Source organism: Saccharothrix lopnurensis (genome assembly GCF_042658445.1).
Lineage (GTDB): Bacteria > Actinomycetota > Actinomycetes > Mycobacteriales > Pseudonocardiaceae > Actinosynnema > Actinosynnema lopnurensis.
Genome location: NZ_JBHSQO010000002.1, coordinates 222,937 through 246,672 on the forward strand (window position 1 = coordinate 222,937; position 23,736 = coordinate 246,672).

General features: G+C 72.2%; 23 protein-coding genes. 10 read left to right on the plus strand and 13 right to left on the minus strand.

What is annotated here, in order from left to right:
- Window positions 1-10 precede the first annotated feature (10 nt).
- Both ACFP3R_RS03135 and ACFP3R_RS03140 read right to left on the minus strand, forming a co-directional pair.
- Window positions 11-652 carry a class I SAM-dependent methyltransferase gene (locus ACFP3R_RS03135; protein ID WP_380632518.1) on the minus strand — a complete coding sequence of 214 codons (642 nt, stop codon included), beginning with the start codon at window positions 650-652 and terminating at the stop codon, window positions 11-13.
- Between the two features lie 13 nt (window positions 653-665).
- Window positions 666-1,865: a cysteine desulfurase-like protein gene (locus ACFP3R_RS03140; RefSeq protein ID WP_380632520.1), complete on the minus strand. Its 1,200-nt coding sequence runs from the start codon at window positions 1,863-1,865 to the stop codon at window positions 666-668.
- 113 nt (window positions 1,866-1,978) lie between these two features.
- Between ACFP3R_RS03140 and ACFP3R_RS03145 the strand changes: the two genes are divergently transcribed.
- On the plus strand, window positions 1,979-2,521 hold the full coding sequence (locus tag ACFP3R_RS03145) for a bacterial proteasome activator family protein (RefSeq protein WP_380632523.1): 543 nt from the start codon (window positions 1,979-1,981) through the stop codon (window positions 2,519-2,521).
- 234 nt (window positions 2,522-2,755) lie between these two features.
- Here ACFP3R_RS03145 and ACFP3R_RS03150 read toward each other — a convergent pair whose 3' ends face one another.
- On the minus strand, window positions 2,756-4,039 hold the full coding sequence (locus tag ACFP3R_RS03150; RefSeq protein ID WP_380632526.1) for a polysaccharide pyruvyl transferase family protein: 1,284 nt from the start codon (window positions 4,037-4,039) through the stop codon (window positions 2,756-2,758).
- A 107-nt stretch (window positions 4,040-4,146) separates the two neighbouring features.
- Between ACFP3R_RS03150 and wzm the strand changes: the two genes are divergently transcribed.
- The 4 genes from wzm to ACFP3R_RS03170 all read left to right on the plus strand — a co-directional run bounded on the left by wzm (window position 4,147) and on the right by ACFP3R_RS03170 (window position 7,116).
- Entirely contained in the window at window positions 4,147-5,070 is a 924-nt protein-coding gene (wzm, locus tag ACFP3R_RS03155) for a galactan export ABC transporter permease subunit Wzm/RfbD (protein ID WP_380632529.1), read from the plus strand.
- Window positions 5,071-5,089: 19 nt separating this feature from the next.
- Window positions 5,090-5,905, plus strand: coding sequence for a galactan export ABC transporter ATP-binding subunit Wzt/RfbE (wzt, locus tag ACFP3R_RS03160; protein WP_380632532.1), 816 nt, complete (start codon window positions 5,090-5,092; stop codon window positions 5,903-5,905).
- Window positions 5,906-6,811, plus strand: a complete 906-nt coding sequence (glfT1, locus tag ACFP3R_RS03165; RefSeq protein WP_380632535.1) for a galactofuranosyltransferase GlfT1 — start codon at window positions 5,906-5,908, stop codon at window positions 6,809-6,811.
- A gap of 92 nt (window positions 6,812-6,903) precedes the next feature.
- Window positions 6,904-7,116, plus strand: coding sequence for a hypothetical protein (locus tag ACFP3R_RS03170; RefSeq protein ID WP_380632538.1), 213 nt, complete (start codon window positions 6,904-6,906; stop codon window positions 7,114-7,116).
- Between the two features lie 497 nt (window positions 7,117-7,613).
- On the opposite strand, the gene ACFP3R_RS03175 is transcribed toward ACFP3R_RS03170, so the two are convergent.
- The 6 genes from ACFP3R_RS03175 to ACFP3R_RS03200 form a co-directional block, all read right to left on the minus strand.
- A complete protein-coding gene (locus tag ACFP3R_RS03175) occupies window positions 7,614-9,497 on the minus strand; it encodes a glycosyltransferase (protein WP_380632541.1) in 1,884 nt (627 codons plus the stop codon).
- Window positions 9,498-9,638: 141 nt separating this feature from the next.
- Entirely contained in the window at window positions 9,639-10,823 is a 1,185-nt protein-coding gene (glf, locus tag ACFP3R_RS03180) for a UDP-galactopyranose mutase (RefSeq protein WP_380632543.1), read from the minus strand.
- Window positions 10,824-10,856: 33 nt separating this feature from the next.
- Window positions 10,857-13,073, minus strand: coding sequence for a hypothetical protein (locus tag ACFP3R_RS03185; RefSeq protein ID WP_380632546.1), 2,217 nt, complete (start codon window positions 13,071-13,073; stop codon window positions 10,857-10,859).
- The gene (locus ACFP3R_RS03190) at window positions 13,070-13,483 is read right to left on the minus strand and encodes a GtrA family protein (protein ID WP_380632549.1); all 414 of its coding nucleotides are present in this window, start codon (window positions 13,481-13,483) and stop codon (window positions 13,070-13,072) included. Before ACFP3R_RS03190 ends, ACFP3R_RS03185 begins: the two co-directional genes overlap by 4 nt.
- Entirely contained in the window at window positions 13,480-14,502 is a 1,023-nt protein-coding gene (locus tag ACFP3R_RS03195) for a glycosyltransferase family 2 protein (RefSeq protein ID WP_380632551.1), read from the minus strand. The genes ACFP3R_RS03190 and ACFP3R_RS03195 overlap by 4 nt, the downstream gene beginning before the upstream one ends.
- Window positions 14,503-14,674: 172 nt before the next feature.
- Window positions 14,675-15,493 carry an HAD family hydrolase gene (locus ACFP3R_RS03200; RefSeq protein ID WP_380632552.1) on the minus strand — a complete coding sequence of 273 codons (819 nt, stop codon included), beginning with the start codon at window positions 15,491-15,493 and terminating at the stop codon, window positions 14,675-14,677.
- 34 nt (window positions 15,494-15,527) lie between these two features.
- On the opposite strand from ACFP3R_RS03200, the gene ACFP3R_RS03205 reads away from it, so the two are divergent.
- Both ACFP3R_RS03205 and lhgO read left to right on the plus strand, forming a co-directional pair.
- Entirely contained in the window at window positions 15,528-16,403 is an 876-nt protein-coding gene (locus ACFP3R_RS03205; protein WP_380632555.1) for an LLM class flavin-dependent oxidoreductase, read from the plus strand.
- A 4-nt stretch (window positions 16,404-16,407) separates the two neighbouring features.
- Window positions 16,408-17,595: an L-2-hydroxyglutarate oxidase gene (gene lhgO / locus ACFP3R_RS03210; RefSeq protein WP_380632557.1), complete on the plus strand. Its 1,188-nt coding sequence runs from the start codon at window positions 16,408-16,410 to the stop codon at window positions 17,593-17,595.
- 220 nt (window positions 17,596-17,815) lie between these two features.
- Here the strand turns inward: lhgO and serS are convergent, their stop codons facing one another.
- The gene (gene serS / locus ACFP3R_RS03215) at window positions 17,816-19,066 is read right to left on the minus strand and encodes a serine--tRNA ligase (protein WP_380632559.1); all 1,251 of its coding nucleotides are present in this window, start codon (window positions 19,064-19,066) and stop codon (window positions 17,816-17,818) included.
- A 71-nt stretch (window positions 19,067-19,137) separates the two neighbouring features.
- On the opposite strand from serS, the gene ACFP3R_RS03220 reads away from it, so the two are divergent.
- Window positions 19,138-19,737, plus strand: coding sequence for a DUF6891 domain-containing protein (locus ACFP3R_RS03220; protein WP_380632562.1), 600 nt, complete (start codon window positions 19,138-19,140; stop codon window positions 19,735-19,737).
- A gap of 41 nt (window positions 19,738-19,778) precedes the next feature.
- Here the strand turns inward: ACFP3R_RS03220 and ACFP3R_RS03225 are convergent, their stop codons facing one another.
- The 3 genes from ACFP3R_RS03225 to ACFP3R_RS03235 form a co-directional block, all read right to left on the minus strand.
- Window positions 19,779-20,231, minus strand: coding sequence for a DUF350 domain-containing protein (locus tag ACFP3R_RS03225; RefSeq protein ID WP_380632563.1), 453 nt, complete (start codon window positions 20,229-20,231; stop codon window positions 19,779-19,781).
- 85 nt (window positions 20,232-20,316) lie between these two features.
- A complete protein-coding gene (locus ACFP3R_RS03230) occupies window positions 20,317-21,477 on the minus strand; it encodes a glutathionylspermidine synthase family protein (RefSeq protein WP_380632566.1) in 1,161 nt (386 codons plus the stop codon).
- Between the two features lies 1 nt (window position 21,478).
- A complete protein-coding gene (locus ACFP3R_RS03235; protein ID WP_380632569.1) occupies window positions 21,479-22,144 on the minus strand; it encodes a hypothetical protein in 666 nt (221 codons plus the stop codon).
- Window positions 22,145-22,303: 159 nt separating this feature from the next.
- Here ACFP3R_RS03235 and ACFP3R_RS03240 point away from each other — a divergent pair, with 159 nt between their 5' ends.
- Together ACFP3R_RS03240 and ACFP3R_RS03245 are read left to right on the plus strand one after the other, a co-directional pair.
- Window positions 22,304-23,335 carry a septum formation family protein gene (locus ACFP3R_RS03240; RefSeq protein ID WP_380632571.1) on the plus strand — a complete coding sequence of 344 codons (1,032 nt, stop codon included), beginning with the start codon at window positions 22,304-22,306 and terminating at the stop codon, window positions 23,333-23,335.
- Window positions 23,336-23,339: 4 nt separating this feature from the next.
- Window positions 23,340-23,690: a metallopeptidase family protein gene (locus tag ACFP3R_RS03245; RefSeq protein ID WP_380632572.1), complete on the plus strand. Its 351-nt coding sequence runs from the start codon at window positions 23,340-23,342 to the stop codon at window positions 23,688-23,690.
- The last annotated feature ends 46 nt before the right edge of the window (window positions 23,691-23,736 follow it).

Here is a 23,736-nt window from a genome sequence, read left to right on the forward strand (position 1 = left end):
CGAGCGCGGGTCAGTCGAGCGCGGTCGCGGAGGCCAGGAACGTGCGCGGGGTGGCGCGGAAGCGCAGGGCGAACTCGTCGGCCCACCGCACCAGCACCGTCTGCTCGCCGGGGCGTTCGGCGTCGTCCACCAGGACCGCCGCGCCGGGCGCCAGCACGCCCCGGAAGACCGGCAGCGCCGGGTAGCGCGCGTCGCCCAGCAGGGGGCCGTCCACGAGGAGCAGGTCCACCAGGCCGTAGCGCTCGACGAAGGCCGACACCTCGTCGTGCACCAGCCGGGGGTGGTACCACTGCGCGTTGCCCAGGGCCGCCGGGTGGGGTGCCAGCGGGGCGTGGACGACCCGGGCCACGTGGCCGAGCCCCTCGCGCCGGAGCTGGCTGGCCACGAACGCCGCGGTGCGCTCGTCGTGCTCGATCGACAGCAGGTGCCCGAAGCCGCGGCGGGCCAGCAGCCGCGCCAGGACCACCGAGGACGCGCCGCAGCCGCACTCCACCACCACCGTGCGCGAGCCGAGCAGCACCTCGTCGACCACGGCGGCCAGCGCGGCGGGCCGCAGCTCGTGCGCCGTGTTCGGCAGGTACTCCGACATCAGCGGCGCGAGGCGGTGCAGTGCGGCCAGGTCGGCGATCTCCCGAGACAGCAGGTCGTCCACCCAGCCCCGCCCCTCACCCCAGCTCGGCGACCGCCCGCACGAGCTCGTCGACTTCGACCGCGTTCGTGTAGTGGGCGAGCCCGACGCGGATGGCCCCGCCGACCTCACCCACCCCCAGCACCGAGAACACCCCGTGCTGCCCCGAGTCGGCGAACGCGCACACGCCGCGCTCGGACAGGTGCTCGACGCCGTCGGTGGCCTTCACGCCGGCCACCGTGAACGCCAGGGCGGGGACCCGCCGCATGGCGTCGCCGATCACCATGACGTGACGGAGCGATCGCAGTTCGTTGATGAGATTAGCCAGCAAACCCGCCTGGTACGCCTTCACGGACCGCAGTGACGTGAGCAGCCTCTCCCGCCGGGGGCCGACGGCCGCGTCGTCGAGGCCCGCCAGGTACTCCACCGAGGCGACCAGGCCGGCCAGCAGCGGGTAGGCGTGGGGGCCCAGCTCCAGGCGCTCCGGGCCGCGCGCGCCGGGCTCGACGGCGACCGAGGGCAGCAGGTCGAGCATGGACGGGTCGCGGAACACCAGCGCGCCCACCGGCGGGCCGCCCCAGTTGTTCGCCGAGACCGCCACCACGTCGGCGTCCATCGAGGTGACGTCCAGCGGCACGAACGGCGCGGCGGAGGAGGCGTCCACGACCACCAGGGCGTCCGTGCGGCGGGCCGCCTCGGCGATCTTGCGCAGGTCGGGGCGGGTGCCGACGGAGCCGGACGCGGCGGTGACGGCGACCAGCTTGCAGCGGGGCGTGATCAGCTCGTCGTACTGCCACGCGGGCAGCTCGCAGGTCTCGATGTCGACCTCGGCCCACCGCACCACGCTGCCGGTGCGCTGGGCGGCCCGCTGCCACGGCGCGATGTTCGCCGGGTGGTCCAGGCGCGACACCACCACCTCGTCGCCGAGGAACCAGGTGTCGGACAGCGCGTCGGACAGCCGTTGCAGCAGCACCGCGGAGCTGGGCCCGAGCACGACCCCGGCGGGATCGGCGCCCACCAGGTCCGCGACGGCCCGCCGAGCCGCGTCGACGATGGCCTCGGCGCGTTGCGAGGCAGGGAATATGCCACCCGGCCCGGAGACGGGTGCGCGCAGCGCGGTGGAGACGGCCGTGGCCACCTGTTCGGGTACTTGCATCCCCGCAGGAGCGTCGAGATGAACCCAGCCGTCGCCGAGCGCGGGGAACAGGCCGCGGACTCGTGCGACGTCGAACGCCATGCCGCACACCGTACGGACGAGGTCCGCCGCACCGACAGCAGGGGCCGCGGGTTTGCCACCCGATCCGTGACCCGGTTCGCCCCACCGGGCCCCATCGAGCCAGGATGGAGGGCATGAGCGAGCAGGAGAACGAGCGGCACGTGGTCGTGGTCGGCCCGGACGGGACGCCCGTGGGCGCCACGCGGTTGCCGGCCGGCGCCGGTGACGACGCGGGCGGCCAGGACGTGACCGACCTGGTCGAGCAGCCGGCGAAGGTCATGCGGATCGGCACGATGATCAAGCAGCTGCTGGAGGAGGTCAGGTCCGCGCCCCTGGACGAGGCCAGCCGGAACCGGCTCAAGGAGATCCACAAGCGGTCGATCGACGAGCTGGAGGACGGCCTGGCGCCGGAGCTGCGGGACGAGTTGGAGCGGCTGTCGCTGCCGTTCACGGAGGAGGGCACGCCGTCGGACTCGGAGCTGAGGGTCGCGCAGGCCCAGCTGGTGGGCTGGCTGGAGGGCCTGTTCCACGGCATCCAGACGGCGCTGTTCGCCCAGCAGATGGCGGCGCGGGTGCAGCTGGAGCAGATGCGGGGCCGGGCGCTGCCCGCCGGGCCGGGCGGGGCGGCCGAGAACCGGGAGGGCCCGCACCTGCGGGGCACCGGCCAGTACCTCTGAGGACGACGGGCCGGCCGGGCCGCGGCGGGCTTGGCCGCCAGGCCGCGGCGGGGTCGAACCGCGGGGTCGAACCGCGGGGCCGGGCGGCGGCGGGGCCGGGCTGCCCGGAACCTCCCCCGGTGCCCCAGGCGGTCAGACCGCCCGCGGACACCGGGGCCGCTCCTGCGCGGCCCGACCCCGGCGCACCCCGACCCGGCGGGCCCGGCGCGCCCCGCTCAGCTCAGCGCGCCCCGCTCAGCTCAGCGCCCCCCACAGGGACGCCATGCCGCGCAGCCCGCGCGGCTTGCTCCCGTTGCCCTCGACGACCGGCGCGGGCGGCTCCTCGGCGGGCGGCTCGGGCTCCGGCCGCACCGGCGGGGTGTAGATCCGGCGGGCCAGTTCGAGCTTCGTCTCCCGGTACTTCGCGAGCAGCTCGGGCGCGTAGCCGCCGCCGGTGGGCGCCTCGGGCACGTCGGTCACGTCCGTGGTCATCGTCCAGGACGAGCCGAGGTCGATCAGCGACCGGTGCTTGGTCGCGTAGTAGTCCGGCCGGACGCTCACCGCGACCCCGCTCGCCCCGGCCGACGCGGCGACCATGTGCAGGTGGAAGCGGGTGGACAGCCACTTCTGGCCGGCCCTGACCGGCAGCCCGTCGCGCCAGATGTCCGAGAACGGGAAGAAGCGCACGTCGGGCAGCTCGTGCTCGATCAGGCCGTAGACCTCGCGGTCCACCCTCGGGATGCCCTCGACGAAGCCGATGTTGTCCGGGGTCGCCCCCCAGGACCGCAGGGTGTCCAGGACCAGCGAGGCCAGCGCGGGCTTCGGCACCTCGATCAGGTCGGACTGGATGCACAGCATGAACTCGGGCAGGTCCTCCTCCTTGCTGTGGAGGTGCGTGCCGAGCCCCAGGAAGGCGTCGTCGACGGTCTTGCCCACGTTCTCCACCCCGGCGGCGTCGAGCAGCTCCGCCGACGGCTCGTCGCGGACGTCGACCACGTCGAACCGCTCGGAGAGCTTGCGCAGCAGCGACGCCGCCTGCGGGGCCGCCGGGTGCAGGCCCTGGCCGGTCATCACGGCCCGACCGCCCGAGCGCCGCACCGCCGCCGCGGCGCCCGCGACGAGCCCGACGTGCCGGGGCCAGATGGCGTTGACGTACCCGCCGCCGATCACGTGCACGATGTCCGCGCTGCTCAGGAGCTCGATGGCCTGCACCCACCGCGGCGCGTGGCCGGGGAACCGCACGGCGTGCTGAACCCACGAGGCGACCTCCCACGGGTCGTCGGAGGGCGCCTCCCAGCACAGCCGCCACAGCGTGTCGACGAACCGCACCCGCGGGTGCAGGCCGCCGAGCAGCACGGTCGCGGGGCCGGGGCTCGCGCAGTCCACCCACACGTCCGCCTCGGGCGCCACGGTGGCGAGGTAGCGCAACCACGTCGCGGTGATCAGCTCGTCGCCGTAGTTGGGGAACCCGGAAGTCCCGACGAGGTAGATGGTCGCTCCGGCCCACGGGGAGGAGGACATCCTCGGGGTTTCAGTCACGCGCTGATGGTAGAGATGTGGTCCGATGATCCCAACAAGGTCACGCACTCGGGCTGCGGTGCCTCCCCGTGACGGGATACGCGCTACCGCCGGTAGTCTCACACATCGTGCAACCCACGAGTACGGTCGATCGACCAGCGGCTCCCCCTGCACCCAACTCGCGCACCTTCGCGCGGGCGTTCGGCGACGTGCGCGACGCATGGCGCCAGCGTGAGCTGTGGGCGCACCTGGGCTGGCAGGACATCAAGCAGCGCTACCGCCGGTCGGTGATCGGTCCGCTGTGGATCACCATTTCGATGGGGACCACGGCGCTCGCGCTCGGGCTGCTGTACTCACAGCTGTTCGGCCAGACGCTGTCCACCTTCCTCCCGTACGTCACCGCGGGCTTCATCATCTGGAACTTCATCCTCGGTGTCATCACCGAGGGCACCGAGGTGTTCATCGCCAACGAGGGGCTGATCAAGCACCTGCCGGCGCCGGTCACCGTGCACGTGCTGCGCATGGTGTGGCGCCAGGTGCTGTTCTTCCTGCACAACCTCGTCGTCTACGTCATCGTGATGGCCATCTTCTTCCCGGAGCTGACGAAGCCCTACCGGATGGAGGGCGACGACTTCCTGCACCCGGGCCTGTCCTGGACGGCCCTGCTGGCGATCCCCGGCTTCGTGCTGATCGCCGTCAACGCCGTGTGGGTCGCGCTGCTGTTCGGCATCATCAGCACCCGGTTCCGGGACATCCCGCCGGTCATCCACAGCTTCATCAACCTCGTCTTCTTCATGACGCCGATCGTGTGGCACGTGGGCGTGCTCAACCGGGTCACCGGTGATGAAGGCGGGGGCAGCGGCGACTGGCGCGTGCTGATCGCCGAGCTGAACCCCATCTACCACTTCGTGGAGATCGTCCGGGCGCCGATGCTGGGCCACGCCCAGGACTGGCACCACTGGGTCGTGGTGGGCGGGTTCACCCTCGTCGGGTGGACACTGGCGTTGGTCGCCATGCGCAACTACCGTGCCCGCGTCTCCTACTGGGTCTGAGTGAGGCCACGAATACACCATGGTCAGCATCGACGTCTGGAACGCCTCGGTCGACTTCCCGATCTTCGACGCCAAGTCGAGGTCGCTGAAGAAGCTCGCCCTGGGCAAGGTCGGCGGCAAGATCGGCGCGGAGGGTCGCGTCCCGATCATCGAGGCGCTGCACGACATCAACATCTCGCTCCAACACGGTGACCGCGTCGGCCTGGTCGGCCACAACGGCGCGGGCAAGTCCACCCTGTTGCGGCTGCTCGCGGGCATCTACGAACCCACGCGGGGCAGCTCGCGGATCGTGGGCAAGGTCGCGCCGGTCTTCGACCTCGGCGTGGGCATGGACCCGGAGATCTCCGGGTACGAGAACATCATGATCCGCGGCCTGTTCCTCGGCATGGGCCGCAAGGAGATGGAGAAGCGGGTCGACGACATCGCCGAGTTCACCGAGCTCGGCGACTACCTGTCCATGCCGCTGCGCACCTACTCGACCGGTATGCGGGTGCGGCTGGCGCTGGGCGTGGTGACCTCGATCGACCCGGAGATCCTGCTGCTCGACGAGGGCATCGGCGCGGTGGACGCGGCGTTCCTGGAGAAGGCCCGGGACCGGCTGAACGACCTGGTCAAGCGGTCGGGCATCCTGGTGTTCGCCTCCCACTCCGACGACTTCCTGGTCGAGCTGTGCACCACGGCGATCTGGATGGAGGAGGGGCAGGTCAAGTCGCAGGGCTCGCTGCGCGAGGTGATCACCTCCTACAAGGGGCGTGACCCGTTCGAGCACCTGAGCCAGGAGACGCTGGATCGGATCGGTCAGCCGAGGGCTTTGAGCCGGAACGGTGGCGAGTAGGTGAGCGTGGAGAGGGCCCTGCCCCAGGGCGCGGTGGTGGGGGTCGTGGTGACCCGCCACCGGCGGGAGCTGCTGGCCGACTCGCTGAAGGTGCTGGCGTCGCAGACGCGGCCCCTGGACCACCTGGTGGTCGTGGACAACGGGCCGGACCAGCCGGTCGACGACCTCGTCGCGCAGTGCCCGATCCCCACGACGTACCTGGCGTCGCACCGCAACCTCGGCGGCGCCGGCGGCTTCGCCCTGGGGATGCTGCACGCGCTGTCGCTGGGCGCGGACTGGCTGTGGCTGGCGGACGACGACGGCCGGCCGGCGGACGAGACCGTGCTCGCGGTGCTGCTGGAGGAGGCGTCCCGGCGCGACCTGGCCGCCGTCTCGCCGGTGGTGACGAACATCGACCGGCCGGAGAAGCTGGCGTTCCCGCTGCGGCGGGGGCTGACCTGGAAGCGGAACGCGTCCGAGCTCGGCCGCGACTTCCTGCCGGGCATCGCGTCCCTGTTCAACGGCGCGCTGTTCAAGGCGTCGACGGTCGACGTGATCGGCGTGCCGGACTACCGGCTGTTCTTCCGCGGCGACGAGGTGGAGATCCACCGCAGGCTGGTGCGCAGCGGGCTGCGGTTCGGCACGTCCCTGCGGGTCGCCTACCTGCACCCGGACGGGTCGGACGAGTTCAAGCCGATGCTCGGCGGGCGGTTCCACGCGCAGGACCCGGAGAACGAGGTCAAGCGGTACTACACCTACCGCAACCGGGGGTACCTGCTCTCGCAGCCGGGGATGCGCAAGCTGGGGCTGCTGGAGGCGTTCCGGTTCGGGCTGTACTTCATCGGCGTGCGGCGGGACCCGAAGGCGTTCCTGGAGTGGCTGCGGCTGGTGCGGCTGGGTCAGCGGGAGCGGTTCTTCCGCAAGTGAGGTCCGGCCGGGTGGCGGGGTTCAGCCGGCGGCGGAATCGCCGTTGGCGAACCTTCCTTGCCTGGTCGGCGGGGTGCTGGTGAGCTGTGCGCATGGTTTCCGAAGCGCGTGGGACGGCCCTGGTGCTGCACCTGGCCGCGAACCCGAACCCGATTTCCATCAAGGTGCCGGAGGAGACGGTCGCCGACCTGGCGCCGCGCCTGATCCAGGTCGTGCGCAACGGCCACACGCAGGCGATCCCGATCGGGGACGGCAAGGAGTTCGTGGTCAACTTCAGCCACGTGGTGGCCGCGCACTTCGAGTGAGCGCGGGTCGCCGGCGGTGGGGCGTGCGGGCCGCTGACCCTGCCGCCCCCGGGGAGAGAGCACTGCGGAGCGTTCTCCGGCGCGCGGCCGGGAACCTCGGCGCCCGGTCGCTCGTCGGTGCGTCAACCGGGCTTTCCCGCGGTCGAGGGCAGGGGCACGCGGGTTGAGGTCCCTCCCCGTCGAGTGCCGCCCGTTCTGCCCGCGCCGGCCGCCGCCGCGTCCTGTTCCCCGCTTCCTCCCCCTGTTCGGCCTCGTGAAGGCCCGATCCGGGCCGGGAGGCGTGGCGCGAGAAAACGCCTGGTGGGCGTCGGCGGAGCCCGGTGGTCGGAACCGGGGCGACGGCCGGCCGAGGACTCGTCGGCGTCGAGGGCGGTCTCGTCCGCGCTGCCCAAGCCCCGGCGACCCGAAATCGTCGTACCCCGCCGGCACAATAAAAGCAGGGGTCCCCTGGCGGGGACCCCTGCGGAGCGTTCACCGGCGCGCGGCCGGCCACCGGCTCACTGGTTCTCGAACACCTTGCGCCACGACTCCACCGAGGTCATCTCGGGCAGCGCGTCGCGGTAGGTCTTCTTCATCCGCGGCCACTCCTGGCCCAGCCGGCGGTAGTTGCGCACCACCCGCGCCATCAGCTGGCGGAACTCCTTCGGGTCCCGCTTGCGGAACGCCACGCCGCTGCCGTCGGCGCTGGACACCGTCGCGCTGTCCAGGTTGCCGAGCAGGAACCAGCGGGCGTTGGTGGCCGGCACGTTGATCTGCGGGCGCTCCTCGGTGTGCTTCTCCGGGGTGCGCAGGTTGTGCAGCAGGGCCTTCGACGCCTTCGCCGCGATCACCGCGGGGTTCACCGGCGGCTTGAGCATGGCCTCGGCCCGCACCATGTCAAACGTGGGCGGCGGGAACTCGCGGGCCGACGGGAGCACCTGGGCGTCGCTGTAGGTCTTGCGCAGCCGCTGGATGTCCGGCAGGGCCGTGCGCAGCGAGTCGAACAGCCGGCCCGGACCCTCAAGGAAGTCCTCGATGGCCTTCTGCTGCACGGCCACCGTCGAGTACTCCATCGACAGCAGGTGCCGCAGCGACAGCTTCATGCCCTGCTTGACCAGGGTGGAGCGGATGTCGTACGGGCTGTGCAGCGCGGCCATGATGAGCCGGTTGCGGGTGTGGAAGTACGCCTGCCAGTCGGTGGCGTCGTTCTTGTCGGTCCACGGCATGTGCCACACCGCGGAACCGGGCAGCGAGATCGTCGGGTAGCCGTTCTCCAGCGCCCGCAGCGAGTACTCGGCGTCGTCCCACTTGATGAACAGCGGCAGCGGGTAGCCGGTGCGCTGCACGACCTCGCGCGGGAACAGGCACATCCACCAGCCGTTGTAGGTGGAGTTGATGCGCAGGTGGAGCTTGCCGGTCTCGCGCAGCGACTCCTCGCCGAAGTCGTGGTCGGTGACCGCGCCCGGCGCCGCCCGCCAGAAGCAGCTGGCCAGGTCCACGACCTCGCCCATGCTGTGCAGGCGGGCGCGGGCCTGGAGGTTGAGCATGTGGCTGCCGACGATGACCGGCTGGGCGGCGGCGCGGGCGAACGCGTTGGAGCGCAGCACCGCGTCCGGCTCCAGCCGGATGTCGTCGTCCATGAGCATGATCTGGTCGACGTCGGTGTGCTCGATCGCCTCGTACAGGCCGCGGGTGAAGCCGCCCGAGCCGCCGAGGTTGTCCTGCTCGATGACCTCAAGCTTGTCACCCAGCAGGGCGACGGCCTCGGCGTAGCCCTCGGTGTCCCGGACCTTCACCGCGCCCTGGTCGGCGACGAACACCTTCTGCACGACCGCGAGCACCTGGGGGTCCTCGCCCAGCGCGCGCAGGGCGATGACGGCGTCGACCGGGCGCATGGTGGTCATGCCGATGGCGACCTGCTGCTCCGGCAGCACCTGGTCGGTGGTCCAGGCGGCCTCGCCGATCTCCAGCGTGCTGTCGTCGGTGAACACGTCGAACCAGATCCAGCCGCCGTCCTCGAACGGCTTGAGGCTGACCCGGAACTCGACGTTTTCCCACTGCCCGCCGATGCGGACCGGGCGGCCGTCGAGGTGGACGGGGTCGCCGTTGGGCTTGGAGCGGTAGACGTCGAGGCGGCCGGCGCCGCGGACCCGCAGCCGCAGCACGACCTCCTCCACGACCGTCCAGCGCTTCCAGTAGCTGGCCGGGAACGCGTTGAAGTACGACGCGAACGAGACCTTCGCCGACGCCGGGACCGTCACCGAGCGCCGGGACGACACGTGCGCGTGCACGTTCTCCGGTTCGTCCAGGTACAGCGGGCGGACGTCAAGCGGGTCCTCTTCCCGGGGCAAGATCACGCGCTGGAGCACGTGCTTGGGATCGAGGGGGCTCTGCTCGGTCACTGGTTCCCTCCGGACGAACCGCGCGCACGGGCGGTTCGGGTGAGCTGCGGGTGAAGTCCGGCCACCTGGACGAGGTGGCCACGGTGGCACCGACGATACTCCGTCGCGCGGCCCGCGCCGGCGACGGAGTACCGGCCCCGATCAGTCCAGGTTGCCGTCGAGCGGCGTGCCGTCGACCAGGTGGGGGGCGATGCGGTTGTCGAACGCGGTGAGCGCCGAGCCGATGGCCATGTGCATGTCGAGGTACTTGTAGGTGCCCAGCCGGCCACCGAAGAGCACGTTGCGCTCGGCCGCCTCCTGCTTCGCCAGCTCCCGGTACCGCTCCAGCTTGGCGCGGTCCTCGGCGGTGTTGATCGGGTAGTACGGCTCGTCTTCCTTCTCCGCCGAGCGGGAGAACTCGCGGACGATGACCGTCTTGTCCGACGGGTACTCGCGCTCCGGGTGGAAGTGCCGGAACTCGTGGATGCGGGTGTAGGGCACGTCCGCGTCGTTGTAGTTCATCACCGGGGTGCCCTGGAAGTCACCGACCGGCAGGACCTCCTGCTCGAAGTCCAGCGTGCGCCAGCCGAGCCAGCCCTCGCTGTAGTCGAAGTACCGGTCCAGGGGACCCGTGTACACGATCGGGGTGCCGGCCGGGATCTCCTCGCGCACGTCGAAGAAGTCGGTGCTCAGCCGCACCTCGATGTTCGGGTGATCGGCCATCTTCTTCAGCCACGCGGTGTAGCCGTCGACGGGCAGGCCCTCGTAGGTGTCGTTGAAGTACCGGTTGTCGAAGGTGTAGCGGACCGGGAGGCGGCTGATTACCGCGGCCGGCAGCTCCTTCGGGTCGGTCTGCCACTGCTTGGCGGTGTAGTCGCGGACGAACGCCTCGTACAGCGGGCGGCCGATCAGCGAGATCGCCTTCTCCTCCAGGTTCTTCGCGTCCTTGGAGTCGATCTCGGAGGCGTGCTCGGCGACCCACGCGCGGGCCTCCTCCGGGCCCAGGTAGCGCCCGACGAACTGCGCGATCAGGCCGAGGCCCATCGGGAACTGGTACGCCTGCCCGGCGTGCATCGCGAACACGCGGTGCTGGTAGCCGGTGAACTCGGTGAACTGGTTGACGTACTCCCAGACCCTCTTGTTCGAGGTGTGGAAGAGGTGCGCGCCGTACCGGTGCACCTCGATACCGGTCTCCGGCTCCGCCTCCGAGTACGCGTTGCCGCCGATGTGCTCCCGGCGTTCGAGCACCAGCACCCGCTTGCCCAGCTGGGAGGCGGCGCGTTCGGCAACGGTGAGGCCGTAGAAGCCCGATCCCACCACGATCAGGTCAAAACCCGCGAAATCCACGGGGTCGAGGTTACCGGTCTGGTAGGTCACGGCTCACCGACCCCCCTGGCGCTTCCAGCGGCGCCCGAACAGGGCCAGGACCAGCGCGCCGACCAGGCCGGCGGCGCCCAGGGCGAGGCCCGCGGTGAAGCCCGGGGGCGTCCACTCCAGGGTCAGCTCGCCCTCGTCGACGCCCTCCGGCAGGTCCACCTGGAGCAGCCCGGCGGGCCCGGTCGTGACGGGCACCTCGCGGCCGTCGACCAGCGCGGTGTAGCCGGGCCAGTTGAGCCTGGCGAAGGTGAGCCGGGCGGGCTCGGCGTCGTCGGTCACGCGGAAGCGCACGGCCTCGGCGGTCTCCTCGGGCGAGGTGTCGGAGAGCACCTCGACGCCCGGGGAGACGGCCCCGAGCCGGCCGTCCGGCCACGCGTGCGGTTCCTCGCGGGCGAGCACGGTGACGGCGTCGTCGCGCTCCCGAACCCGCCACCCGGGCGGGGCGGGGACCTCGTCGAGGAGGCCGCGCTCGACCACGACGGTGTCCAGGCGCATCATCTCGGCGAGCGTGGTGCCCCGGTCGTCCCGGGGCTGCCAGAGGTTCCGGTAGCCGGCCTCGCAGGACTCGCCGATGAAGCTCATGCAGAACGTCTCGGAGAAGTCCTTGAAGCCCATGCCGGTGTAGGTGTTCACCGCGTTGACGCCGGCCGCCCGGTAGGCGGTGCCGAACAGGACGTGCTCCCACGCGCCGTCGGGGCCGCGGCCCAGCCGGTCGACCGCGCGGCGGTCGGCGAACTGCATGGTGGCGCCCTGGTAGCCCGCGAACGAGTCGCGCAGGACCTGCACCGAGTGCGGGTAGTAGTACGGGTTGACGTTGAAGTTGCCGACGAAGGCGGTGGTCTGGAGCAGCAGCACGGCGGCGGTGCCCAGGTGCAGGCCGATGGCCAGCGCGGCGGTGCCGCGCCTGGCGGCCCGCACGGCCAGGGCGGTCAGGGCCGCGACCACGACCAGGGCGACGAGGTGCCAGTTGCGGTGCTGCGGCGTGCCCGCCCACGACAGGTAGGCGGAGAACAGCAGCAGCGCGCCGGAGGCGACCGCGCGGGCCCTGGCCCGGTCGGTGCGCAGGCCCTCGGACAGCACGACCGCGACGAGCACGGCCAGGCCGAGGTAGACCGACTCGATCAGGCGCAGCGGCCAGCGGAACATCCACAGCTGCGACGGGCTCAGCGTCAGCAGCAGGTAGGCGACGACGACCACGCCCACGCCGGCCAGCTCGCGCCAACGGTCGCGCAGCACGCCCCAGCGCAGCCACGGCACCAGCGGCACCACGAACCAGGCGAAGTAGGCGACCGGGCTGTGCATGGTCGCCTGCCAGTTGCTGATCTGCGGCAGGTAGGTGGGCGCGCTGAGGTTGAGCAGGTCGCCCAGGCCGGGGACCAGCATCCCGTCGTTCCAGATGCCCTGCCCGCTGCGCCAGGTCACGGACGAGCTGCCCAGCAGCGCGAAGAACACCAGGGGCACGACCGCGCCGACGCACAGGCCGACCAGCACGAGCCGGACCAGGACCGCGCGGCGGCCGCGCACCAGGTTCTCGACCATCAGGCCGACCAGCACGATGCAGATGCCGAGCACGCCGTACGGGTTGCCGCCGGTCACGATGAGGGCGCCGACGAGGAAGACCCAGAACGGGTTCATCCGCCCGTCGGCCATCCGGCGCGCGGCCCACCACAGCAGGGGCACCATCGAGAACGACATCAGGCCCGAGGCCCAGCCGGCGGTGTCGAAGTAGAGGGTGAAGCCGCTGAACGGCAGCGCCACGGCCACCGCGGAGGAGGCCCACCGGGCGGCGCCGTAGTCGCGGGCGACCAGGTAGGTGCCCAGCGCCAGCAGGACCATGAACTGCGCCTTGACCAGCAGCGCGGAGACCGCGAGGTCGGGCAGCAGGGACACCAGGACGTAGTTGGCGACGTAGAGCGGGTTGTAGATGCCGAACAGCGCCTCGGCCGCGTAGTTGCCGCCCATCCAGGCGTCCACGTCGAGCAGCGGCGGCCACTGGCCGTCCCTGATCAGGGTGCCCAGGTGGTGCCAGGTGGGCAGGAACTGGGCGGCGCTGTCGTCCCAGTAGTAGAAGATCCGGTTGTTGATCAGCGGGACCAGCGCCAGCAGCGCGACCAGGGCGCAGGTGGCCAGCGGCCAGACCAGGCCGCCCCGGTCGCCCCTCGTCGCCTCGGGCGCCCGGTCGGGGTCGACCGCGGTCGCCCCGTCGTGGAGCAGGCTCACGCCGTGGCCTCCTGCGGGGAGTCGCTCTTCTTCAGGTCACCGGGCACGTTCCCGCGGAATATCAGCTGGGTGACCAGGAAGGTGATGGGGATGGCGGCCACGGCGGCCACGAGGGGCGCGACCGTCTGGTTCATGTGCGCGTGCTCCACCAGCGCCCACAGGCCCGCGGACTGGATCACGAAGTTGGCCAGGGTGGACAGCGGGAACAGCAGGAAGCTCTTCCACGACGGCTTCACCCGGAAGGTGAAGTAGCAGTTGAGGAAGTACGAACCGATCATGCTGAGCACGAACGCCAGCACGTGCGCCGCGAAGTAGGGCAGGAAGGTGGTGAGGCCGACGTAGCAGAGGAAGTACGTCCCCGTGTTCACCACGCCCACGGCGCCGAACCGGACGATGCGGCCCAGGTTCACAGCTTCGCCCCGGTGGTCGGGCGCACCTCGTGCTCCAGGGTGTGCTGGAGCAGTTCCTGGCGGTCGAGACCCGGGCCGAGCGGCACGCTCACCGGGGCGTCGGAGTCACCGCTGACCTCCTTGAGCAGGAAGTGCGGCCGGCGCTTGGTCTCGTAGTAGATGCGGCCCAGGTACTCGCCCATCACGCCGAGGAACAGCAGCTGGAGGCCGCCGATGCCGAGGATGGCGGTGACCAGGGTGACGTAGCCCGGCACGTCCACGCCGCGGATCAGCGCGTCGGCCAGGATCCAGACGATGTAGCCGAACGCGAGGGCGGTGAAGAACCCGCCGAGGTAGACCGCCAGGCGCAGCGGCTGGTTGTTGAACGAGATGACGCCGTCGATGCCGTAGTTCAGCAGCTTGCGGAAGGTCCACTTGCTGCCGCCCACCTCGCGGGTCACGTTCTCGTAGTCGACCACGACGGTGTCGAAGCCGATCCACGAGAACAGGCCCTTGGAGAAGCGGTTGTACTCGCCCAGTGACAGCAGCGCCCGCACCGCGCGCTGGCTGAGCACGCGGAAGTCGCCGACGCCGTCCTCCAGTTCGACGTCGACCAGGCGGTTCATCATCTTGTAGTACATCTTCGAGATCAGCGACCGGACCTTTCCGTCACCCTTCCGGGTGCGGCGGGCGACGACCTGGTCGTAGCCCTGGTCCAGCAGCGGCAGCATCCGGGCCAGCAGCTCCGGCGGGTGCTGGAGGTCGGCGTCGAGGATCGCGACGGCCTCTCCCCGGGCCTGGCTGAGGCCCGCGAGCATCGCGGCCTCCTTGCCGAAGTTGCGGCTCAGCGCCAGGTAGCGGAAGCGCGGGTCCTCACCGGAGATGCGGCGCATGACCTCCAGCGTGCGGTCCTTGCTGCCGTCGTCGACCAGGAGCACCTCGAATTCCGGGACGATCGCACTCAGCTCCTTGGTCAGCGCTTCTTTCAGCCTGACCAGACCCTGCTCCTCGTTGAAGCAGGGGATGACCACGGAAAGCATGAGTACTCCTGTGTTTGCCGCTGCGCTGTGAAAAGTGGTGACGTCATCAGGGCGTGGCCCACGGTGTGAGAGCCGGGCTACCAGTCGCGCCGCACGCTAGCACGGTTGACACCGGGCACTTCCGCCGTGGGTACCCCGGATGACCTCCCCGTACCCATCACCGGATGGGGGATCAGAACCACCGCTCCAGGACCAGCGCGACCCCGTCCTCGGAGTTCGCCGCGGTGATCTCGTCGGCCGCCTCGCGGGCCGCCGGGTGCGCGTTGGCCATGGCCACGCCGTGGCCCGCCCACGTCAGCATCGGCACGTCGTTGGGCATGTCCCCGAAGGCCAGCACGCCGCTCGCGGGCACGCCCAGCCGCTCGGCCACGGCGGCCAGGCCGGACGCCTTGGTGACGCCGGGCGCGGCGAACTCCAGCAGGCCCTCGTCGGTGGAGTAGGTCATGGTGACCGAGTCGCCGACGAGCGGCCCCACCGCCCGCGCCATCTCCTCCGAGGTCATGTTCGGGTGCCTGACCAGCAGTTTCACCGCGTCCCGGCCGAGCAGCTCGGCCCGCGCGTGGCCGGGCAGCGGCTGCGAGCCCTCCGGCCACGGGTGGAGGTAGTGCGCGTCGGAGACGAACTCGGCCTCGGCCGGGCGGCGGGCGCTCCCGCCGACCCGCTCGGAGGCCAGCGCGCAGCCCGGCAGCGCGTCGTCGAGCAGGGCGGCCAGGTCGGTCAGCCGCACCGGGGACAGCGGCTCGGCCGCGACCACGCGGTCGGCGGCCAGGTCGTGGAGCACGGCCCCGTTCGAGCACACCGCGTAGCCGGTGAGGCCGGCGGCGTCGGCGATCTCGGGCACCCACCGCGGCGGGCGGCCGGTGGCCAGCACGAACGGGACGCCCGCGGCGAGCACGCGGCCGATCGTGGCGGTGGTGCGGGGGCTGAGCCGGCCCAGCGGGCCGAGGAGGGTGCCGTCGACGTCGGACGCCACGAGGGAAGGTCTCTGCACACCCCCATGGTGCCTGGTCGGATACCGTCGCCGGGTGCGCACTGGGATTGTGATCCTCCCCGAACACCGCTGGTGGATGGCCGAACACAAGTGGAAGGCCGCCGAGGAGTACGGCTTCCACCACGCCTGGACCTACGACCACGTGGGGTGGCGGTCCCTGGTGGACGGTCCCTGGTTCGGGGCGGTCCCGACACTCACCGCCGCGGCCGTGGTCACGCGGCGCATCCGGCTGGGGACGCTGGTGGCCTCGCCGAACTTCCGCCACCCGGTGCCGTTCGCCCGGGAGCTGCTGGCGTTGGACGACATCAGCGACGGCCGCTTCACGCTCGGCGTCGGCGCCGGTGGCCGGGGCCACGACGCGCAGGTCATGGGCGGTCCGCCGGCCGGCAGCAGGCAGGGCCGGTTCGAGGAGTTCGTGGCGGCGCTCGACCTGCTGCTGACGCGGCCGCGCACGAACTTCGACGGGGAGCACTTCCGGGTCCGGGACGCGCGGAGCGCGCCGGGGTGCGTGCAGCAGCCGCGGCTGCCGTTCGTGGTCGCCGCGAACGGACCGAGGGCGATGGCGGTCGCGGCGAAGTACGGCACCGGCTGGATCACCACCGGGCCGGAGGCCGACGACGAGGGCGCGTGGTGGCGCGGCGTGGCCGAGCTCACGGACCGGTTCCGGGAGGAGCTGGCCCGGATCGGGCGGGCGGAGGGCACCATCGACCTCCACCTCAACGCCGACTCGTGCCCGGTGTACTCGCTGACCGGCGTGGAGCACTTCCGGGACGTGGCCGGGCGGGCCCGGGAGCTGGGGTTCACCGACCTGGCCGTGCACTGGCCGCGCGCCGACGGCGTGTTCGCGGGCAGCGAGGCCGTGCTGGAGCGGGTGGCGGCCGACGTGCTGCCCGAGCTGGTCAGGGGCTGACGGCGTGCGACGGGTGGTGGTGGTCGGCGGCGGCATCGTCGGCCTGGCGACCGCGCGGGAGCTGGTGCGGCGCGGGCACGCGGTGACGGTCCTGGAGAAGGAGGCGCGCTGGGGCGCGCACCAGAGCGGCCACAACAGCAACGTGGTGCACGCGGGCCTCTACTACCGGCCGGGGTCGCTGAAGGCGCGCATGTCGGTGGCCGGCAACGCCTCGATCGTGGCGTTCGCCCGGGAGCACGGGGTGCCGGTCGAGGTCTGCGGCAAGCTGGTCGTCGCCACCTCGCGCGACGAGCTGCCGCGCCTGGAGGCGCTGGCCGGGCGGGCGGAGGCCAACGGCGTGCCGGTGCGCCGGGTCACCGCCGAGGAGGCGCGCGAGCACGAACCCGAGGTGGCGGCGGTCGCGGCGCTGCGGGTGGAGAGCACCGGCATCATCGACTTCCCGGCGGTGTGCCGGGCGCTGGTGGCCGAGCTGGAGGGCCACGACCTGCGGTTGGGCACCCCCGCGCTGGCGATCCGGCGGGCGCTCGCCGGCGGCGGCGTCGAGGTGGCCACGCCCGACGGGGTGGTGCGGGCGGACGCCCTGGTCAACTGCGCCGGCCTGCACAGCGACCGGGTGGCCAGGCTGGCGGGCGTGGCGCCGTCGGCGGCGATCGTGCCGTTCCGGGGCGAGTACTACGAGCTGCGGCCCGACCGGCGGCACCTGGTGCGCGGGCTGGTCTACCCGGTGCCGGACCCGGAGCTGCCGTTCCTGGGCGTGCACCTGACCCGGATGCTCGACGGCAGCGTGCACGCGGGCCCGAACGCGGTGCTCGCGCTGCGCCGCGAGGGGTACTCGTGGCGCGACTTCTCGGCCGCCGACGTGGTCGACGTGGCCCGGTTCCCCGGCACGTGGCGGCTGGCGCGCCGGTTCGCCCGCACCGGCGCCGAGGAGGTGCTGCGGTCGTTCTCCCGGAAGCGGTTCGCGGCGAGCCTGGCCCGCCTGGTGCCCGCGGTCGGGCCGGACGACCTGGTCCGGGCCGAGGCGGGCGTGCGGGCGCAGGCCCTGCGCGCCGACGGCTCGCTGGTCGACGACTTCCTGGTCGACACCGCGCCGCGCCAGGTGCACGTGCTGAACGCGCCCTCGCCGGCGGCGACCTCGTCACTGGAGATCGGCAGGCACGTGGCGGGCGCGGTGGAGCGCAGCTGGGCCTGAGGCGCGGCCGGGGTGGAGCGCGGGCCGGCGTGGGCGGGTTGGAGCGTGGCCGGAGTGGAGCAGGGCCGGGCGCGGGGCTGGGCCGGGCGCGGGGCTGGCTGGAACGCGGGCGGCGTGGAGCAGGGCCGGGCGCGGGCCGGCGCGGGCCGGAACGCGCCCGGGTCGGAGCACGGCCCGACCCGGAGCGCCCCCGGCCGCGCGGCCGGGGGCGCGGGGCTCCCTAGTTGGGCTTGAGCACGTCCAGGCCGAGGAACGGCCGCAGCGCCTCCGGCACCACCACCGAGCCGTCGGCCTGCTGGTGGTTCTCCAGGATGGCCACGATCCACCGGGTGGTGGCCAGGGTGCCGTTGAGCGTGGCGGCGATCTGCGGCTTGCCGTTCTCGTCGCGGTGGCGCACGTTCAGCCGGCGGGCCTGGAACGTGGTGCAGTTCGAGGTCGAGGTCAGCTCCCGGTACGCCTGCTGGGTGGGGATCCACGCCTCGCAGTCGAACTTGCGGGCCGCGCTGGTGCCGAGGTCGCCCGCCGCGGTGTCGATGACCCGGTAGGGCACCTCGACCTTGGCCAGCATCTCCTCCTCCCAGGCCAGCAGCCTGGCGTGCTCGGCCTCCGCGTCCTCGGGGCGCACGTAGGAGAACATCTCGACCTTGTTGAACTGGTGCACGCGGATGATCCCGCGGGTGTCCTTGCCGTAGGAGCCGGCCTCCCGGCGGTAGCACGACGACCAGCCCGCGTACCGCTTCTCGCCGTCCAGGATCTCGTCGGCGTGGTAGCCCGCCAGCGGCACCTCCGAGGTGCCCACCAGGTACAGGTCGTCGGCTTCGAGGCGGTAGACCTCGCTCGCGTGCGCGCCCAGGAACCCGGTGCCGGCCATGATCTCCGGGCGGACCAGCGTGGGCGTGATCATCAGGTCGAACCCGGCCGCGGTGGCCTGGGCGACGGCCATGTTGAGCAGCGCCAGCTCCAGCCGCGCGCCCACCCCGGTGAGGAAGTAGAACCGCGAGCCGGAGACCTTCGCGCCGCGCTCCATGTCGATCGCGCCGAGCCGGGTGCCCAGGTCCAGGTGGTCCCGGGGCTCGAAGTCGAACTCGCGCGCCGTGCCCACGTGCTTGAGCACCGCGTAGTCGTCCTCGCCGCCCTCGGGCGCGTCGGGGTGGACCACGTTCGGGATGGCGCGGTGCAGCTCGGCCAGCTCGGCCTCGGCGGCGGACTGCTCGGCCTCGGCGGCCTTGACCTCGGCGGACAGCTCCTTGCCCCGGGCGAGCAGCGCCTCGCGCTCCTCGCCCCGGGCCCGGCCCACCTGCTTGCCGAACGCCTTCTGCTCGCCGCGCAGCGCGTCGGCGCGGGCCACCGCGGCCCGGCGGCGCTCGTCGGCGGACAGCAGCGCGTCGACCACGGCCTCGTCCTCGCCACGCGCGCGCTGCGACGCGCGGACGGCCTCCGGGTTGTCGCGCAGAGCCTTGAGGTCAATCACGCGGAGCAGCGTAGTACCTGGCCGCCGCGCCGACGATCGGGATTGTCGGTGCCGTCGGGCAGGATGCCCGCGTGGCTGATCGAACGGACGACACCCCCGACCTGCCCGCCGACGTGCTGGCGGAGGTCGAGGAGCACGCGCGCGACGTCGTGCACGGCGGTTTCACCTCGTTGGCGGACGCCGTGGCGGACGTGACCGACTACTTCGACGACGAGGGCCGGGTGCCCCCGGCGGCCGCGCGGGCGGTCGTGGAGCGGGTGTGGCGGGAGCGCGTCGCCGAGCAGGAGGGGTGGCCGGGGACGACGGACGTGGACCGGCTGCTCTCCGTGTTCGAGGGCCTGGAGGCGGGCGGCGTGGTGGCCCGCGCCGACTTCACCTGCTGCCAGACGTGCGGCCACGCCGAGATCGGCGACGAGGCGGCGGAGGGCGCGCACGGCTACGTGTTCTTCCACCGGCAGGACACCGAGGGCGCGGTGCACGGCGGCGGGGTGTGGCTCGCCTTCGGCTCGCTGGTCGACGGCGGTGACCCGGTGGCGGCGGACACGGCCGTGGCGCGGGAGGTCGTCGAGGCGCTCACCGCGGGCGGGCTGCCGGTCGAGTGGGACGGGTCGGTCCGCACCCGCATCAGGGTCGGGCCGCTGGACTGGCGGAAGCGCCTGCCGGTCGGCTGAGGCGCGCCGGGGGCGCACCCGGGCCGGGTGCGCCCCGGGGGCTACGAGATGGCGACGGCGACCACGAGGCCGAGCGCGACGTGCGCGGCCGCGACCACGGCGCTGGCCGGGGCGAACCGGTCGGACTGGATCAGCGAGCCGATGTCGAGCCGGGTCACCCACTCCAGCAGCCGGACCGCGAGCACCTGCACGACGATGCCGACCAGGCCGAAGATCAGCGCCGACAGCAGGCCCTCGGCCAGCTTGCCCGCCGAGCTGTAGATGGCCACGACCACGATCAGCGCCATGCTGACCAGGCCCGCGGAGGTGACGATGACCGCGTTCGGGTGGCCGTCGCGCACCAGCGTGCTGAGCTTGCCCGGCGTGGTCCAGTCGATCGCGTAGAAGCCGAAGACCATCAGCAGCAGGCCCACGATGGCGTAGAGCGCGATGGCGCCGACGCCCTGGCCGATCGAACTGCCGAAACCGGGGTCCAACGCGAGGTTGGTGATCACTGACCCTCCAGGGGGTGCGGGTTGGGGATGTGCGCCGCCGGTGAAGGAGCCGGTGACGGGATCGGTTCGCCGGGGGACGTGCCCATCAGGCGATCCGGTGCGGCACGAACGTCGCGCCGTCGTCGGTGACCAGGCCGACGGTCTCGCGGATGCCGAGGCCCGCCGAGGCGTCGCCCACGACCCACGCGCCGAGCGCCGGCCGGTAGCCGTCGAACTCGGGCAGCGGGTCGAACAGCTGGTAGACGAAGCCCTCCTTGCCATAGACCCCGGTGGTCTGGGTCTCGTAGCCGGGGGCGACGATCTGGATGTTGGCGCCCTCCCGGCCCAACCGCGGCTTGCGCACGTACTCGGTCAGCAGACCGGGGTCGTCCAGGAACGCGGGCAGCAGGTTGGGGTGGCCGGGGTACATCTCCCACAGGACCGCGAGCAGCGCCTTGTTCGACAGCAGCATCTTCCACAGCGGCTCGACCCACAGGGTCGCGGGCAGGCTCTCCACGGCGAAGCGGCCGAACTGCTCCTCGGTCACCCACTCCCACGGGTAGAGCTTCACCACCGTGCCCATCGGGGCCTCTTCGAGGTCGACGAACCGCTTGAGCGCCGGGTCCCAGCCGATCTCCTCGATCGCCAGGCCCACGGTGTCCATGCCCGCCTCGGCCGCGGTCTCCTGGAGGTAGGCCACGGTGACGTGGTCCTCGCCCGAGGGCTCGGAGCCGGACCAGGTGAAGTGCACCTCGTTGGACGGCAGCCGCGAGGTGATCTCCGCCCAGCGCTCGACCAACTTCTCGTGGATCGAGTTCCACTGGTCGTCGTCCGGGTGGGTGTCGGTCTTCCAGTTCCACTGGACGACCGACGCCTCCAGCAGCGACGTGGGCGTGTCGGCGTTGTACTCCAGCAGCTTGGCCGGGCCGCCGCCGTCGTAGCGCAGGTCGAACCGCCCGTAGACGTGCGGGTCGCGGCGCTTCCACGACTCGGCGATCGCCGGCCACAGCCACTCGCCGATGCCGAAGTCGCGGTAGCGCTCGGTGAGCACGACGTTGTCGACGGCCTCCAGGCACATGCCGTGGAGCAGCTCGACGTCCGCCTCCAGGGACAGGACCTCGCTCATGTCGAACACGTAGTGCGCGGACTCGTCCCAGTAGGGGCGGGCGGTGCCGTCGGTCCGCTTGCCGGGCGCGCCGAACACCAGGCCCTGCTCGGAGACGGTGCGCTGCCAGTTCGGCCGGGGCGAGGAGGACTCGCGACGCAACTCAGCTGCTCCCGCTCTTGCTGCCGCCGGAGACGCCGAAGCCACCCCGCTGGATCACCTTGCCCGAGGACGTGCTGACGCTCGCGCCCTTGGGCAGCGTGTAGCTGCCGCCGCTGACCTTCTGGCCGACCGGCGTGCTCGGACCGCCGTAGTGGTAGCGGTAGGAGTTGCCGCCGATGTAGAAGAAGCCGCCGCTGTGGTAGCCGCCGTGGCTGTTGACGTAGCTGTCGTCGCAGTAGTCGTCGTCCACCACGACGTCGTTCATCGTGCACTGGGCGTCGACCTCGTCGGGGCTGGCGGCGGCGTACCAGATGGCCACCACGCCGACCACGCCGACGACCACGCCGCCGCTGATCAGCAGCCGTTTGCGCAGCTTCTTCTTGCGCTTCTCCTCCGCCTCGCGGGCGAGCTCGGCCTCGCGCTCCTGCTGGGCGAGCCGGGACCGCGCGCGCTGCTCGGCCACCGTCGGCGGCCGGGGCTTGGTCTTGCCCGGCTCCTGGTTGCGCACCTGGCCGCGCCCGCCCGACCGACCGCCCTGCTGCGACGTCGGTGCGGGCACGTACGGCGGCGGCGCGCCACCCGGCGCGGTCGGCCCGTTCGGTCCACCCTGGCCCGGCCTGCCCTGGTCGGGCGTGCCGGTGTTCCCGGTGTTGTCGTTCTCAGTCATCAGCCACTCCCGGCGGGGACGGTACCGAGATCGGCCGCCATTTGGGTGACGAGTGTCCAATTAGCAACACTCGGCACCCGGGCGGCGGGCGTCCCGGACGGCACAGGCATCATGGAGTAGATGTCCGCGAGCGCCCGTTGGTTTCGTCGTGGTGACCACATGGTCATGCTCGGCGCGTTCGCGGGCGCGTTCGGCCTGCTCGCGCTGAGCACCTTCACCTCCTGGCCGGTGGGCGCGGGCGGTGGCTCGCTCCAGGGCGGGTCGACCCCGGTCAACCCGGTCCTGGTGGCCCAGGCGGGCGACTGCCTGAACTGGACCAGGAAGGACCTCTCGGACATCGCGGAGGTCGACTGCTCCGCCCAGCACCTGTTCGAGGTGACCGGTGTGGCCGACATCTCCTCCTCGCACGGCCCGCAGGCGCCGTTCCCGGACGACGTCCAGTGGCAGGAGATCAGCCAGGAGTACTGCGCCCGGGCGTCGCTGGAGTACCTGGGCGGCGAGTTCGACCCGTTCGGCAAGTACACCGTGGGCCCGCTCAACGCCGGCTCGCGGCTGTGGGGCGAGGGCGACCGGGCGGTGCGCTGCGGCCTCCAGGTGGCGGGCCCGGCGGGCGGCCTGCTGCCCGCCTACGGCACCGCCCGCACCCAGGACCAGTCCGACGTCTACGACCCGGGCGTGTGCCTGGGCATCACCGAGGCCCGGTCGGTCGGCGACCCGGTGGAGTGCGCCAAGCCGCACACCTACGAGATCGTCGGCGTGGTGCCGCTGGCGCCCGGCGACTACCCGGCGCCGGAGCAGCAGGAGGAGTTCCTGGCGGGCGAGTGCGACCGGATCGCCAAGGAGTACACCGGCGGCGCCGACCTCAGGGCGCGCGACCTCGTGGTCGCGTGGGACACCCGGGCGCCGGAGAGCTGGGCGGCCGGGTCGCGGCTGACCAACTGCAAGGTGGGCGCGATCCCCGAGAACAACCTGCTGGTGGCGTGGGAGGGCAGCGTCCGCAACCCGGACGCGCCGCCGCTGACCACCTCGAACCCGCCGCAGACCACCGCCGTGCAGCAGGACGAGCCGACCGGGGCGCCGCTGCACTCGCAGTCCAACTCGGCCAGTGGCTCGCCCACCCCGACCTCCTCGGGCCCGGAGACCACGGCGAGCACCGGGACGAGCACGACCGAGCCCACCACGACGAGGTGACGACGTGCCGGTGGAGATGTCCCGTCAGCGGTTCGAGGAGCTGGTCTCCGAAGCCCTCGACCTCATCCCGCCGGCCTTCGCCGGCGCGATGGACAACGTGGTGGTCCTGGTCGAGGACCGCCACCCCGACGAGCCGAGCCTGCTCGGCCTCTACCACGGCATCGCGCTGACCGAGCGGACGATGGACTACGGCGGGGTGCTGCCGGACCGCATCACCATCTACCGCGAGGCGATCCTGGACATCTGCCGGGACGAGGACGAGGTGGTGGACGAGATCGCCATCACCGTGGTCCACGAGATCGCGCACCACTTCGGCATCGACGACGACAAGCTGCACGAGCTGGGGTGGGGTTAGCCCGGCCCGTGCGGCGCCCCGGGGCCGGACCTCCCGGGCCCCGGAG

What these genes read in the sequence shown, in the direction of transcription:
- ACFP3R_RS03140 (WP_380632520.1), bottom strand. Translation starts at nt 1,865, where the DNA reads ATGGCGTTCGACGTCGCACGAGTCCGCGGCCTGTTCCCCGCGCTCGGC.
- ACFP3R_RS03145 (WP_380632523.1), top strand. Translation starts at nt 1,979, where the DNA reads ATGAGCGAGCAGGAGAACGAGCGGCACGTGGTCGTGGTCGGCCCGGAC.
- wzt (WP_380632532.1), top strand. Translation starts at nt 5,090, where the DNA reads ATGGTCAGCATCGACGTCTGGAACGCCTCGGTCGACTTCCCGATCTTC.
- ACFP3R_RS03170 (WP_380632538.1), top strand. Translation starts at nt 6,904, where the DNA reads ATGGTTTCCGAAGCGCGTGGGACGGCCCTGGTGCTGCACCTGGCCGCG.
- ACFP3R_RS03195 (WP_380632551.1), bottom strand. Translation starts at nt 14,502, where the DNA reads ATGCTTTCCGTGGTCATCCCCTGCTTCAACGAGGAGCAGGGTCTGGTC.
- ACFP3R_RS03235 (WP_380632569.1), bottom strand. Translation starts at nt 22,144, where the DNA reads ATGACTGAGAACGACAACACCGGGAACACCGGCACGCCCGACCAGGGC.
- ACFP3R_RS03240 (WP_380632571.1), top strand. Translation starts at nt 22,304, where the DNA reads ATGGTCATGCTCGGCGCGTTCGCGGGCGCGTTCGGCCTGCTCGCGCTG.